The sequence below is a fragment of the Fuerstiella sp. genome, from assembly GCA_022447225.1.
Lineage (GTDB): Bacteria > Planctomycetota > Planctomycetia > Planctomycetales > Planctomycetaceae > S139-18.
In genome coordinates this window covers 323,884-338,053 of the sequence record JAKVAZ010000008.1, presented here as the reverse complement: position 1 = coordinate 338,053, position 14,170 = coordinate 323,884, and the positions used below count along the sequence as shown (strand labels likewise).

Here is a 14,170-nt window from a genome sequence, read left to right as displayed (position 1 = left end):
GCCGAGGTTTCGGGTAATCTGAAGGTTTCAGTAATCGTTCATTATGAATCCTGGAGTTGGACAGATGTGGTTTGCACGCTGCGGAATTCTGGTCACCTGTCTGCTGCATATGACGGTTCCGGCCGTGGCGGGCGACGGAAATCGGCTGACGTATCTTGGCAGTGACAGTCCGTACTATGTCTCACACGAATTTCCAAAGCTGATTACGCCGCAATGGGTGGGTGATGACGCTGTGGAAGCCGTGGTTGTCCTGGCCATCGACGACATGCGTGATTCGGGCAAGGCGATGTCGGCCACGTACGAGAATTACCTGCGACCCATTCTGCAGCGGCTCAAGCAGATCGACGGCCGGGCGCCGGTCAGCATTATGACCAACCGCGTTGTCCCCGACGACGACCTGCTGCCGCCCTGGCTGGACGAAGGGCTGACCATCGATGTGCACACGATCGACCATCCCTGCCCGCTGCTGCAGAAAAGTGATTTTGCCAAAGCCAAATCAACCTATGACCGCTGCATCGACATGCTGGGGGCCATCCCCAACAACAACCCGGTTGCCTACCGTATGCCCTGCTGTGATTCTCTGAACACGGTGAGTCCGCGGTTTTTCTCGGAGATTTTCAACGACACCAGTGAAAAAGGTCGCTTTTTACACATCGATTCGTCGGTGTTTAACATCTTCACGTCGCATGATCCCCAAATTCCCCGCGAACTGATTTTTGATGCCGACGGCAAAGAGAAATTTGGGAAGTACGTTCCCTATGACCGATCGTTCGTCAACTCAATCGAGAATTATCCGTATCCGTACGTGATCAACCGCCTTTGCTGGGAGTTTCCCTGTGTGACGCCCAGCGACTGGTCCGCTCAGCATTACCACAAGGAAAAATGCTCACCGAAAACGGTCCGCGATCTGAAGGCAGCTATCGATATTACGGTGATCAAACAGGGAGTACTGAATCTGGTCTTCCATCCACACGGCTGGATTCGTAACGACCAGATCATCGAACTGATTGATCATACCGTGGAAAAACACGGCAGGAAGGTGAAGTTTCTTACGTTCGGCGAGGCACTGAACCGGCTGAATGACAACCTGCTGGATGGACAGCCTCTTCGCGACGAAACAGGACGTGACAACGGCGTACGACTGCTGGATGTTAACCATGACGGGTTCCTGGATGTTGTCGTCGGCAATCGTCGTTCAAAGAAGACCCGCATTTGGTCACCGGAAAAACAGAGTTGGTCTTCATCCGGTTTTCCTGCCCTGCTTGTACAACAGGAATCGAAGCACAGTCGATTTTTTGAAGTGCATTTTTCCGTCCTGCGCAACACCGCGCGGCCGACTGTTTGGCAAACACCGGTGTCTGTTGATACGGGTGACCTGTCAGCGGGGAAATCAACCGCTGCCGGTGGAGCATGGTGTTTCAACGGCACCAAGTGGGTTGCGGAACCTCGTCTTTCCTCACTGCCGGACGTTGATGCTGTTGCTGAGCTTACTGCAGAGACTCCGACAGGAATCAAAACAAGCTTCCGTGACCTGGATGGGGACGGAATCAATGAAGTCATTGTTTCTGCCAGGGATCATGACACAAATGTCATTCTGCAGTGGTCGATGGCCGACAGTCGCTGGAAGCAACTTCCGTTTAAGCTGCCCGAAGGTACGACTTTGGGCACACCGTATACCAAAGACGGATTGTGGAAGTTTCGCGGGTTTGGAACCGACGCCGGTCTCCGCTTTGTCGACATCAACGAGGACGGATTTGACGACATCGTGTTTTCCAATGCTCAGCGCTATTCGATTCATCTGTTTGATTCGATGCAGACCGGCTGGAGCCGGCAAATTCTTTCCGGCACACGCGGCGACAGGGATTCTTTGAAAGAGTTACCAATGATCGTCCGCGGGGACGGAACCAACAACGGCTTTTGGGTCCATTCCCGTCATCTGTGGTGGCAGAACGAAGATACTGCCACCTTGGATAATCTGGTCGATCGGCGTTCCTTCGATGACCTCCTTCAGGACGTTGCCCCCGGTCCCCGAACACCTCAGGCATCGCTCAAATCCATGGTGCCGCGGCCTGGTTTCAAAGTTGAACTGGTGGCCGCCGAACCAATGGTGCTGGACCCGGTCGCCTTTGACTGGGGTCCCGACGGACGTTTGTGGGTTGTGGAGATGGCCGACTATCCTCTGGGCCTTGACGGCCAGGGAAAGCCGGGGGGACGCGTGCGTGTTTTAGAAGACCGTGATGCTGATGGAACTTACGACAAGTCAACCGTCTTCCTGGACCGGATCGGTTTTCCCAGCGGAGTGATGCCGTGGCGAAACGGTGTACTGGTGACCGCTGCTCCGGACATCTTCTATGCCGAAGACACCACCGGTGACGGACGAGCGGATCACCGCGAAATCCTGTTCACCGGGTTTGGACAGGGAAACCAGCAGCATCGGCTCAACGGATTCACCTGGGGACTGGACAACTGGGTCTACTGTGCCAATGGCGACAGTGGTGGACGGGTGAAATCGGTCAGGACCGGGAAGTCGATCAATCTGCTGAGACACGACATTCGTATTCTTCCCGACGTGGGTGAGATCGAAAAAGAAATGGGCAGCACGCAATTCGGACGCAGCCGGGACGACTGGGGCAATTGGTTTGGCAGCAACAACAGCCATCCGATGTGGCAGTACATGTTTTCAGACCGATATCTCCGCCGCAACCCGTATGTCATTCCGCCGGAAGGTCGTCGGCAGGTATCGGTCAAGCCGGGAGCGTCTCCCTGTTATCCCGTGAGTCGTACGCTGCCACGGTTTAACTTTCTGGACGGAGCAGACCATTTTACATCTGCCTGCAGCTCGATTGTGTACCGTGATCAGCTTTTTGGTGAAGCGTTTGTCGGCAACTCATTCGTCAGCGAACCGGTGCACAACCTAATACATCGAGAGGTGATGTCCGCCGAAGGCGTCGTGTTTAACAGTCGCCGTGCTGATGATGAACAGCAATCTGAATTCCTCGCCTCGCGGGACAACTGGTTTCGCCCGACCACGATTAAAGTGGGGCCCGACGGGGCCCTGTATATCGCTGACATGTACCGTGAGGTGATAGAACATACGCAGTATATTCCCAGGGAGTTACAGAAAGATCTGGCGGTCCGCGCCGGGGAGGATCGAGGGCGCATCTATCGTGTCTATCCTGCCGAAAAAACTTTGCGCCGTGTGCCTCGCTTCGACAGAATGAACACGGCCGAGCTGGTGCAGATGCTGGAAAGTCCCGGTGGCTGGCAGCGCGACACCGTTCAACGACTGCTGATTCATCGGGAGGACGCCGCGGCTGTTGCGCTGCTGGAAACCATGGTTGTGTCCGGAAAGCATCCTGAGGCGAGACTCCACGCTTTATGTACGCTGGACGGCCTGAAGGCACTGAAAGCCGGCACAGTCCTGGTGGCTCTTGCCGATTCCCATCCTGGCGTGCGGCGGCATGCGGTGCGTCTTGGCGAAGAATTTGCGGATCAGTCGGACGAACTCGCTGTTGCCATGCGGGCACGAACGGCCGATACGGATCCCCATGTACGGTTACAGCTTGCCTATTCGCTGGGCCAGCCGAACGACAGCCAGGCGGGGGCGGCTCTGGGCAGGCTGGCACAGACCTGCGCTGACGATCAATACCTGTCCACCGCTATCATTAGTTCCCTGAACTCTGAAAACATCGGTGAGGTGCTTAATGCTGTACTGGCTTCTCCGACAGCTTCCGTGTCACATCAGGAACTGGTCGTTCGTTTGTTGCGTCAGGGATCGTTGCTGGGCAATCACAAGGTTTTGAACAGGATCTTTGACAGAATTGCGGAGTCGCCGTCCGGAAAAGACGACAGCTGGAGAATGCACGCCGTGGCGGAGATTTTGGAGGCACTTCACCATCGCGGCCAAAGTCAGACGGAATCTTTAATTCCGGAAATCGATGTTTTGCGTCAGGAGGCGTTCTCGCGTCTGTCCGGTCTGTTCGGAACAGCGTCGCAAATTGCTGTCGACGAGAATGCCGATGAGACCGAACGCGTTGCCGCCATCCGACTGATGGCCCGTGAAGAACAGCGACATCAGTCGGATCTACAGATTCTTGCGGGTTTGCTTGAGCCTCGTCATACGGGAGAAATCCAGTTGGCGGCCGTGCAGCGTTTGGGCGAACTGCAAGACGAGCAGATCCCGGCGCTGCTGTTATCCGAATGGAAATCAATGGGGCCCGAGTTGCGTTCACAGGTTCTCGACGTGCTGTTCAGCCGTACGCTCTGGTCAGCAGCGATTCTGGATGCGATGGAACAGGAACAATTTGCCGTTGGCGAAATCAATGCGACTCGGCGCGGGCAGTTGATCAATCATCCTGAGGAATCCATTCGACAGCGTGCGACTCACATGTTTTCCACTGTGGTTGATGCAGGTCGTCACCAGGTTGTGGCAGACTTCCGGTCCGCACTTACCCTGCCGCCAGACGCGGAACGCGGGAAACAAGTTTACCGCAAAGTCTGCTCGACCTGTCACAAGCTTGACGGTTTTGGCCACCAGGTTGGTCCTGATCTGGCGTCGTTAAAAGATAAGTCGTCTGAGTCTCTGTTGATCGCGGTGCTGGATCCCAACCGTAATGTTGAATCAAAGTATATCAATTACGTTGCGGTCACCGATGCCGGAAAAACTCACAGCGGCATCCTTGCGGAGGAAACCGGGGCCGGCATCACACTGCTGGCACCCAAAGGTGAACGCGTTTCGCTGCTGCGAAATGAACTGGAGCTGCTCAGGAGTACAGCGAAATCAACGATGCCCGAAGGACTTGAGAAGGATCTCAACACGCAGGATCTGGCTGACGTGATCGCGTATGTGCGGCAGGCCGCTGCACGAAAAGTTGAGCCCAATCAGCGCGGCTGGTTTGTACGGCGTGTCCGTCCCGGACAGGACAATTCATTTTTGCTGCTGGCAACCGAATGTGAAGTTTATGGGGACACGCTGACAGTGGACAGGACGCACGACAGTCTCGGACACTGGCAAACCATGAACGATCGAGCTGTCTGGCCGATTTACGTCGCTCGTGGCGGACGTTACGAAGTGTGGGCCACATGGGCATGTGACCGAGTGAACGCGGGAAATTCCATGGTGATCGAATGCAGCAGCAGCAGCCTGACACACGAAGTTGCCGCGACCGGCAGTGGGGACACCTATCAGCGGGAAAAATTTGGAACTCTGGACCTTTCTGAGGGAGCTCAGCGGCTGGCCGTACGCCCGCGGGACGGGATTAAGGGTGTGATGATCGACTTGAAGTCGTTGCAACTGGTGCCGGTGACAAGTCTTTGAACGTTTGATGTGGGGAGTAATGTCCAGAGGCTGAGGGTCTCGCTGTTACTCTGAACATTTCGACCTGACAATCGGGACTGTCGAATGGCTGTCAGCGATCCCACGGAAACCGCAGGGTGGGCTGGTTGACGTAACGCTGCATCTTCATTGTCATTCGGTCGCCTGCACCGGGAGCCAGATCGACTGAAAAGTATGAGTCGTCGATGCTTTGTTTCCGTCCGCCGATTTCCACAGACATGAATTGGTGCTCCGCATAGCCACCGGCCTGCACCACGATTTTGCAGGAATCAAGCGGACTGGTATTCACCAGAGTCACCACGACTTCATCGCTCGTCATTTTTTCAACCAGTGCAGCAACGTGCTCCGGAACACCGGCCCTCCGTCGATCCGGATCGAAGTAGCGCAGCCGGCAATGTAACACCATTCCCGTGCGGGCAGGATACATACCACCCAGCATCAGTTCGGTCAGCGATCGAACGGCGGTCGGAGTGTATTTTAAAGGATCGTCAGAAAGTCGCGTGTCGGGAGTTGTCGTGTCGGAGCGCATCCCGGCTACTCTCGCCCGAATGTGTTCGAAGTCGTCTCTGAGTGCGTGTTTGGGATACTGAGGATTCCTGCCATTCAGATAATCGAACCATGGATTCGCAGGGATTCGTCGAAAATCCTCCTCCTGCATGCTGGCGTAATAGATTCCCGTGGCTCCGGCACGGTAAGGCTGCGGCTGAAAGTTGTACCAGCCCTCATCGCCGTATTTGTGGGGATACAGCGTCCTGCCGTTCTCAATGCGTTTGTTACCATTAACGGTGTCCATTTGTTTCCGCCAGGGGTCGAGCAGACTGAGATCGCCGGTCAACAGAACTGCGTTCAGGAACCCTTGAAATCCACGATCAAACGTCTGGCGATGAGAGGGACCGGACGATTCTCCCACACCTTCCACCGTGAATCCCCAGCCGTAGACTCCACCGTACCATTTCCCACCGGCGGCTCCTCCGATTTTTCCGTCCAGACCGATGTTACTGGGAATCACGTTACCGTTTTCAATCATTCGATTCCGCCAGGCCTCCACGTACTCCAGAACCCACTCTTTGTATTTGGGCTGGTGACCAATCATGTAGGCATTGAGGGCAAGCGCGGTGGACAGCAGGTTTGAGGGATGATCACCGGCCACATCGTTGTAATCTCTGAAGTGTGCGAGGACTTCTTCATAGCTTTGTTCACCGTGACCGAGAACAAACCGGTTTTCAACTTCAATCGGATCACCGGCCCAGTCCAGTGCTGTGGCTTTGCGCAGCATCGGACCGCGACTACCGTTGATCAGACTGCGAATGAGTTTGTGTTTCGGATCATAATTCCGGGCCTGCGGATCTTCGTCCATATAAAACCCGGCGAAACGTCGTGTTCGCTTTTGAAAGCGGTGATCGTATGGGTCGGAAAGCCCCTGCAGGCAAAAGACACTCAATCCTTCTGCGTGGTGCAGCCAGTCGAACATGACAGGGAATTCTTTGTAATACATTCCGTCACGCGCAAACGGAACTTCAACCGTTTTGGCTGCCGTGTACTGTCGGAGGTGTCCTTCCCAGGCTTTTTTGTACATCTGCAGAATGGAATCAGACGCACCCAGAGCGTGCAGAACGGGCCAGTAAATCATATTTTCAATCGCGTCGTCAGGTCCGTCATCGCCCCCCCAGCGTTCAACGCAAAGCAGGAATCCACGTTCGTCGAAATATCGGTCGAAAAATTTCTGACATGCCTGAGTATTGGCCCGCAGCAACTCACGCTCCAGAAGTGCCCATTCGGGAGGTGACATTGACTGATGAATTGTCACACGGGGACCACTCAGACCGGGAGTGGCCGTCAGGATGAGGCCTGGGATGACCAACGCCGGTATACAGAAGAATGGACGCATTGAATTGTTCTCACTGTAATGATCAAGCTATCTCAACATGGAAAATAAGCCTGAAAGAGGCGTCATGCTGTGTGTCCTCATCCTGGATCATTCACGGACTGGTTCAAACACGGTATGCAAACAGCCAGATTTTTGAGAAACAAATGGAACCACAGTCGGAAACATAATTCAATGGGATGCCGGGGAAGCTGTCGGTCTTTGTGCACTGCGTACGTTGTCTGAGTTACCACTGTAAAACCAATGACGGACAGGAGAACATGAGTCACGTGTCGTTCAGGCCTGGGGCTGCGGTGAACCGGGCGGTGCGAAGCGGAACCGTGGGTGATGACGTTCGGTACAACCGGAAAACCGCCGCTCTGTTTGAGCGGTCGGTAAGAGCGAAGACTCCGGCAGGCGATGAATGGCAAGGAGATCGAACGAATGATCTTTCGGTATGGGAGGTAATCCTATCGATTCCGCAGTCTGAAAAGGTCGGGAAATTCGGGGACGCATCGGGCATAAGTGACGGAGTGTTCTGTATCGGACGTTTCTTTTGCGTTTGAGGTTTCGTTATGAGTTAACTGCATTTTCGTTTTGCGGTGAAGAATCTGACACAGCAGGTCGTTTTCTTTTTAAGAGGAACGGGAAAAATGAACGTGATCGTCACCGGAGGCAGCGGGTTCCTGGGGCGGTATGTTGTTTCGGAGCTGATTGCCCGGGGACATCACGTCATCGTGTTGTCTCGCAGGACTCCGGAAGTTCCGGACACCGATGATGTTGAGTACATCGCGTGTGACGTTGCGTCCGGCAAGCTCCCGCTGGAACGATTGCGGAACTGTGATGTGATTGTGAACCTGATGGGGATTAAACGTTCGTCGGGTACTCAAACTTTTGAGCAGGTTCACGTCGATGGTGTAAAATATCTGATCGAGGCAGCTCGACAGCTGGGCCTGCGGCGTTTTGTTCATATCAGCGTGGTGGCTGCCCGTCCGGATGATCGTCATGCCTATCATGACACCAAGTGGCGGGCCGAGGAGTTGTTGCGTGGCAGCGGTCTGGATTTCACGATCCTCAGACCCGGTGTCATCTACGGACGCGGCGATGATATGATCACTCATCTGGTCAAAATGATTCGCTTGACTCCGTTGTTTCCCGTGGTTGGCAGAGGAGATTCGGTTCTTCAGCCTGTCTCAGGGGAGGAAGTGGCGAGGGTGGTGGCGGCAGCACTGGAACGTGATGTTTCCATCCGAAAATCCTACGATGTCGTTGGTCCTCAACCCATGATGTTGAGAGATGTCGTGCGCACCGTTGCCGGAGGAACAGGTTTGAATGTGTGGATCCTTCCGACCCCGGTCTGGTTTCAGCGAGTGTCTGTGTGGGGGATGAACGTGTTGTTCCGGAACCCGTTGTCCACGCCGGCTCAACTGCAGATGCTGATTGACGGCCTGGCTGGAAATCCGGAAGCGGTGAAAAGCCAGCTTGGTGTGGAAACTCAGATGTTTGAGGCAGCGACCGTTGCCGAAGTTCAGGGATCGATTCCATCGCTGTTCGGACTGACTTTACGATTCATTCGTGGTTCCGGATATTCTCCGCATACAGGCGGTCGGGAAACGATTGCCGAAGCCGGTACGCATCAGAAGTAAAAGATGACGGGTTTAACGAAACCCGAACCGTTTACGTTTAAGAAATTTTGGCAGTACTTTGACGGGATTCTGAAACCTGAAGGGCAACGGCCGTCTTCATCGACTGTTTGGAATCACGGGCGAACTGCTTCTGCTTTCGACGTACATACGGGTACGCCAATTTTGACAAAAGCTGGTTAGGCCGCGAGAAGGCGAAGATGTCGTACCAGACTGATTCATCTTCACGGTTCAGTTCCACCTGAAACCGTTCTTCACCGGATGCGGCGTGTTTCGGCAGCGTGCCATAACCAAATGCGAATCTGCAGAGTCGTTCGTCTTCTTCTTCAATCACGTAGACGATTCGGCATGCATTCAAAACCCAGAGCCCCGAAGCACGGGCCAGGATTCCCACCGACTGCTGAGGTTCAGGAGCCGTATCGGGCCGATACAGCTCAATCCAGTCAAACCGATAATGATGCCATTCCTGCAAGGCTCGTTTGGCTGCTTCGAAAGTGGCTCGACCGGTTCCCAAATGAATACGGTTGTGGTCCGTAATGAATCCCGACGGATGGTCTCCATTTCGGGTTGAACCAACAGCGCGATAGGTGAAGTTGAGTCGGGATTGTGACTTGAGAAAGCTGCTGATCCGTTCTCTGTCCGGTTTGCTGAAGAAATACATCAGTTTTCAATCGTGCAGGCCGGCCTTAACCGCGTCATTTGCCAAGACCGTGTTCAGATAATCAACCCAACGGATCCGCCGAAGAAGCATCGGAGGGCGGTGTTTTTTTTGTCAGGTTGCGGTTTGCGAACCGTCATCACGATCAATGTCAAAACGTGTTCCGGATTAAGGCGAAAACCTGTGGGTTTTTTAAGTTCGGTCGATTCGATTGAACAGCATGTGTGCCACAGACGAGGTAACCGCTGCCTGTATCGGATCATAACAAAATTTCCGGGGACTTTCTGTTGTTGATCGTTGCCGTGCGCAGACGATCGGTTGCGCACGCACATCCTTGGGTATAAGGCTCAGGCGGCGTCACCGAGTAACAGACAGGAAATCGTCGGTTACGTCCTGCAGCACACTCTGCGGCCGGTAAATACATCCACCAGGGATACCGCAAAAAACGCGTGTCCGCCGCGAAACCGGACTCCCTGCAAAAATGGGATGGATCTTTGCCCTGACCAGTCTGCCCGGGCAGTGCCCCCAGGAAACATATTGCCTCCCTGACACCCCCTCATCAAGCTGCCACGAAGTCTGATTCTCAATTGATCGCCGGTACTTCCACAGGCACCGTTGCGATTTTGACATCAGAGAAGAGGGGGGTAATCAACTGGAGGTGGACTTCAGTACCGTGGAGTCACTGCGACGAGGTCAGGTTTCGCAGACGTGTTTCAAAGTGCACACGTTGACTGTTGAGAACGTCGATGCTGGTGAACTTCCAGTGGTGTGTTTCTGAAGTTGCATCCTTTCGCAGTACGGGAACAGGTTCTGCCAGAAAATCGGCATGGAACTGGTTGATGCGTTCATGGATGTGTCCCCAGTGCTGAACCGTTCCGGATACGTTCCAGCGACAAAGGCACCTGAAAGCATAGTCTGATGACGGTGAGTCAGGATTTGGTGTCATCGTTTGTCTGTGCGTGTCGATGATGTCGATCTGTTTGACTCGTGCAACCGCGCCACCCTGTTCTGCCATCCGCAGACTCTGCTGAATCTGCAGATACAGATCCTGAAGTAAATCACCGGACGTGCTGACGGCCAAAGCCTCGTAGACTTCGTCTTCATCTCGAAAGTGAAAGGCATCGTAGACACCGGACAGGAGCTGCGTAATTACGTGTCGTGCCTCATTATCTGAAATTTCCTGGGGGGATCCCCAGCGCATTTTTAAAGAGCCGGCGTCAAAGCTGTATGTCACTGCCGCGACACACATCAGACCGATGGTTGTGCCGATTGCAGTGCGACTGAGTTTACGACGAAATATTTGCATTACTGAGGCCAGAACAGTCGCCAGCAGAACCAGCGATAAGACAGGCAAACGAATCGTGGGGAGTTCGGAAAGTTCTGCCACGACCGCTGCCGGAGCTCGTTTCTGTGTCAGGGGAGAATCGTTTGGTGAACTCCACTTGAAGACATTGTTGGATCCGATTCGGGACAACGTCCTGCGAAAAGAGCTGTCCCTCGAAAACACGACCATGTTGACGGCCCACAGCGATTTGTGAAAACGATCCCATGTCAGCCTGAGTTTCCGGGGAGCGGTGTCGAGTGGATAGGTTAAGATGATTCCCACACGGGCGCTGGACATTGCCACCGGTTTTCGCTTCGTCAATTGAGCGAAATCGCGGAAGCTGACACCATAGAAATCGCAGCGGTCGACGACCGGTGTTCGATGCTCTTCGTTGATTTCCACGGGATTACCGGACGCGAAGAACTTTTCAATCAGCGGTCGAAGTGCATCCTGTTCGGAGACGGTCAGGAAGTCCGTTTGTTCGCGTTTCAGCGGCAGGATTTTTTCCAGTGTCAGCAGCGGAATCAGGATCTCATGACGGACCTCATGGTCTTCGATGTACAGAAACGAATACACCGAACTGTAACTGGTAATTCCCAGTGTCGCCTGCTGTTGCTGTTTTGACCACTGCCGACGTTCCTGGTCAGATGCATCCTTTGACAGAGGTGGACTGGTCCAGTTGAAGCGAATTGTTTCGGGTGCGTGGGGGACCAGGGCTTTGCTGATTGTCCGGTCTGCATGTTCGGGCCGGACCTGCAACTGCATTTCAGAAGGCAACACGCCGTCTGCATCGGTGAATCTTTGCTCAAACGTCAGGAATTCCGGAGGCGCATCGAAGCGGTACTGCATTTCAAATATGAGTTTGTGGGCCATCAGTTCCGCCAATGAGACCCCCTTGTCCGGAATGTCGGCCGTGACTTTGGGAGGTGTTTCCGGCGAGCGTATCAATCCTTCTGCGTCCTGAATCAGGAATCGTGTGCTCACAAATTCGCGATGCTGTTCTATTCCTCGTCGAATAGTTGCAGCGTTCAGATAATCGGTTTCGTCGGGCTGCAGATTATGAAACAGATACAGGTCTTCCAGAAATATTTCGATCGTCACATCAACCCGGTCACGAGCCACGTAAACCAGTGTTCGAGTAACTGACACCGGATGGACTGCGAAGGCGGATGACGGACAGCCTGAGATAAGAACGGTCAACACAACGCAGCTTAGAATCGTGACTATTCGCTGGTGCCGGAACTCCCGTGTTGCGGACAACGGCGGTTGCCTGTGATCTCGCAGATTCATCACTTCACCATGATCACAGCCTCTGCCCACTCAACAAACTCCATCCCGTCGCCGGCAACGTCAGCAGTGACCAAAAACTGTCCGCTTGCCGATGATGCCGTCACCGGAATACTAACCGTTCCCGACAGTCGTGGACCCAGATGCAGCGTGACCTGGGGTTGAGTCAGTTTCCAGTCCTCGGGCACGTGGGGAGTTACGGTAAATGTCCGCTCAACCGGAGAATGATTCGTGATCCGCATTTCAAGGTTCAGTGTCTCTCCCGCAGCAATTGTGACACCGTGTGGGTAAAGCACGGCCCACTGCTCGTCGATTCCGTAATTCGGATCATCCCAGGGAAACAATTCCCGCAGGATCGCGATCCGCTCGCGATATCGAGTTTCCAGGAAGTCCAGCTCATCATCCGTGAATGAAAATACGAACGGAATATGTTCGTTGACGAGCCAGAACGGTTCGTCAATGGCGCGCAGTTTCTTCAGACATAGCAGATATCCCGAATCTTCATGCACCAGGTTGCGATTGAGTACGCAATAGTCGTCCAGCCCGGAAGGCGCGAAAGAATCTCCAATAAAAAAAATCGGTTTCTGTTCAGCTTTTCTGGCAAACAGAGCACCGTGGTACCATGTCTGGCCGGGGTAGAAATGGAAGGTGAACTGGAACTCGTGCCATTTGAGCTGATGGCCGTCCTGCAGGATTTTGATATCCCTGATTGGATTAGCCGTCATCGCCGGAAGATGATACGCCTCCGGTTTCGCCAGCAGGTCCGCATATTCGCTCATGGCATAGACCGGACACTGCAGGGTTTCTGCGGCGACCTGGACCATGTCGGCGTGGTCATCGTGAAAGTGCGTTACGAAAATACCTTCCACTTTTTTAATGACTCCCTGAGTGATCAGCTGTTTCACCTCATCGATGATTCGCTGATAACCGCAGTCCAGCAGAAATGCGTTGCCACTGTCAGAAATCAGAAGTCGGCTGGTCCCATTTTCGAAAACCCACGACGGAGTCTGCTCGTGGTGAGAATACGGCATCAGTTCAACGTCTGCGTCTTTTCCCAACACACGCTCACCACACAACCGCATACGGTCTTCCTTGAAGTACCAGTGCAGTGCGTTGGTGGAAAGATAATTGCGATATAACTCCTGGACTCTGTGAATCAGAAGTTCGATGGCTTTCTGAGGGTCGTGAATGACGGGTCCGCGAGCGGGAATGATCTGGTCCGGCTTTTCGGCTGCAATTCGCTGTAAACTGGTCACCAGATCCGCCAGACGCGATCCATAGCCGTGGTAGCCCCGAATTTGAGCATCCGGGATCGCATCCTGAAAACTATACAGATCCAGGATCTGCCCGTCTCCATAAATCAGATCGCCCGTAAATGCGATCTTTGTGTCGTCGACTTCTGTCAGCCAGGAAACGGATCCCCGAGTGTACCCAGGCGTTTCGATCGCACGAAAAGCGAGGCCCTGCCATTCGATGGTGTCACCGTCATTCACCCATCGATCAACAGGAATCCTGGCCGGAAGAATTTTGGTGGACTGCTGACCGTAATCGTGAAATCGACCTGTTGTGAATTCATTCCAGAAATCTTCCGGTTTTTCCAGTCCGAAGCGTTCGCGGTTGGGGGCAATCACCTTCGCGCCCGATTTGATCAGTGGCATGGCTTTCCAGACAACATCCCGGCGCCCGTGTGCCAGCAGCAGGTGATCGATGCCGGACGCAGCCCCGAGCGTCCAGCCATACACGGCCAGTCGGTGCCCCCCTGTTTCCAGCAGGACTCCGTTCACCGGACCGTGATTTACAGAGATCGTTACATCTGCGGTTGCCGACGACGCAGACACTCCAAAAACGCAAACGACAGCAGATGTCAGGACAGCGATCACTTTCATGTTGAACCTCGCAGAGCACGGGCAGCGGGCAACGCCGGGCAGACCCGGCGAATGTGAGACCAGTGTGACAGAAGTGGATTCAAACCGCGACAAACCTGTAAGGCTGCGGCGCGGACGGTTCAGGCCCCGCACTGAAACACCCGTTTTGCAGCCGTTCTGAACTTGAGGGCGAC

Annotated in this window: 6 protein-coding genes; 2 read left to right on the top strand and 4 right to left on the bottom strand. The window is 54.1% G+C overall.

All coding sequences use genetic code 11. The features are described from left to right. Positions 1–64: 64 nt before the first annotated feature. Positions 65–5,317, top strand: a complete 5,253-nt coding sequence (locus MK110_10590) for a c-type cytochrome (GenBank protein MCH2211741.1) — start codon at positions 65–67, stop codon at positions 5,315–5,317. Positions 5,318–5,408: 91 nt separating this feature from the next. On the opposite strand, the gene MK110_10585 is transcribed toward MK110_10590, so the two are convergent. Beyond that, complete coding sequence (locus MK110_10585) at positions 5,409–7,124, bottom strand: hypothetical protein (GenBank protein MCH2211740.1); 1,716 nt, start codon at positions 7,122–7,124, stop codon at positions 5,409–5,411. Positions 7,125–7,852: 728 nt separating this feature from the next. Between MK110_10585 and MK110_10580 the strand changes: the two genes are divergently transcribed. After that, positions 7,853–8,845: a complex I NDUFA9 subunit family protein gene (locus MK110_10580; protein MCH2211739.1), complete on the top strand. Its 993-nt coding sequence runs from the start codon at positions 7,853–7,855 to the stop codon at positions 8,843–8,845. Positions 8,846–8,882: 37 nt separating this feature from the next. On the opposite strand, the gene MK110_10575 is transcribed toward MK110_10580, so the two are convergent. From MK110_10575 to MK110_10565, 3 genes are all read right to left on the bottom strand, one after another. Continuing rightward, positions 8,883–9,503, bottom strand: coding sequence for a DUF1990 domain-containing protein (locus MK110_10575; GenBank protein MCH2211738.1), 621 nt, complete (start codon positions 9,501–9,503; stop codon positions 8,883–8,885). Between the two features lie 676 nt (positions 9,504–10,179). Then, a complete protein-coding gene (locus MK110_10570; protein ID MCH2211737.1) occupies positions 10,180–11,973 on the bottom strand; it encodes a hypothetical protein in 1,794 nt (597 codons plus the stop codon). Between the two features lie 140 nt (positions 11,974–12,113). Beyond that, complete coding sequence (locus MK110_10565; protein ID MCH2211736.1) at positions 12,114–13,997, bottom strand: MBL fold metallo-hydrolase; 1,884 nt, start codon at positions 13,995–13,997, stop codon at positions 12,114–12,116. Between the last annotated feature and the right edge of the window lie 173 nt (positions 13,998–14,170).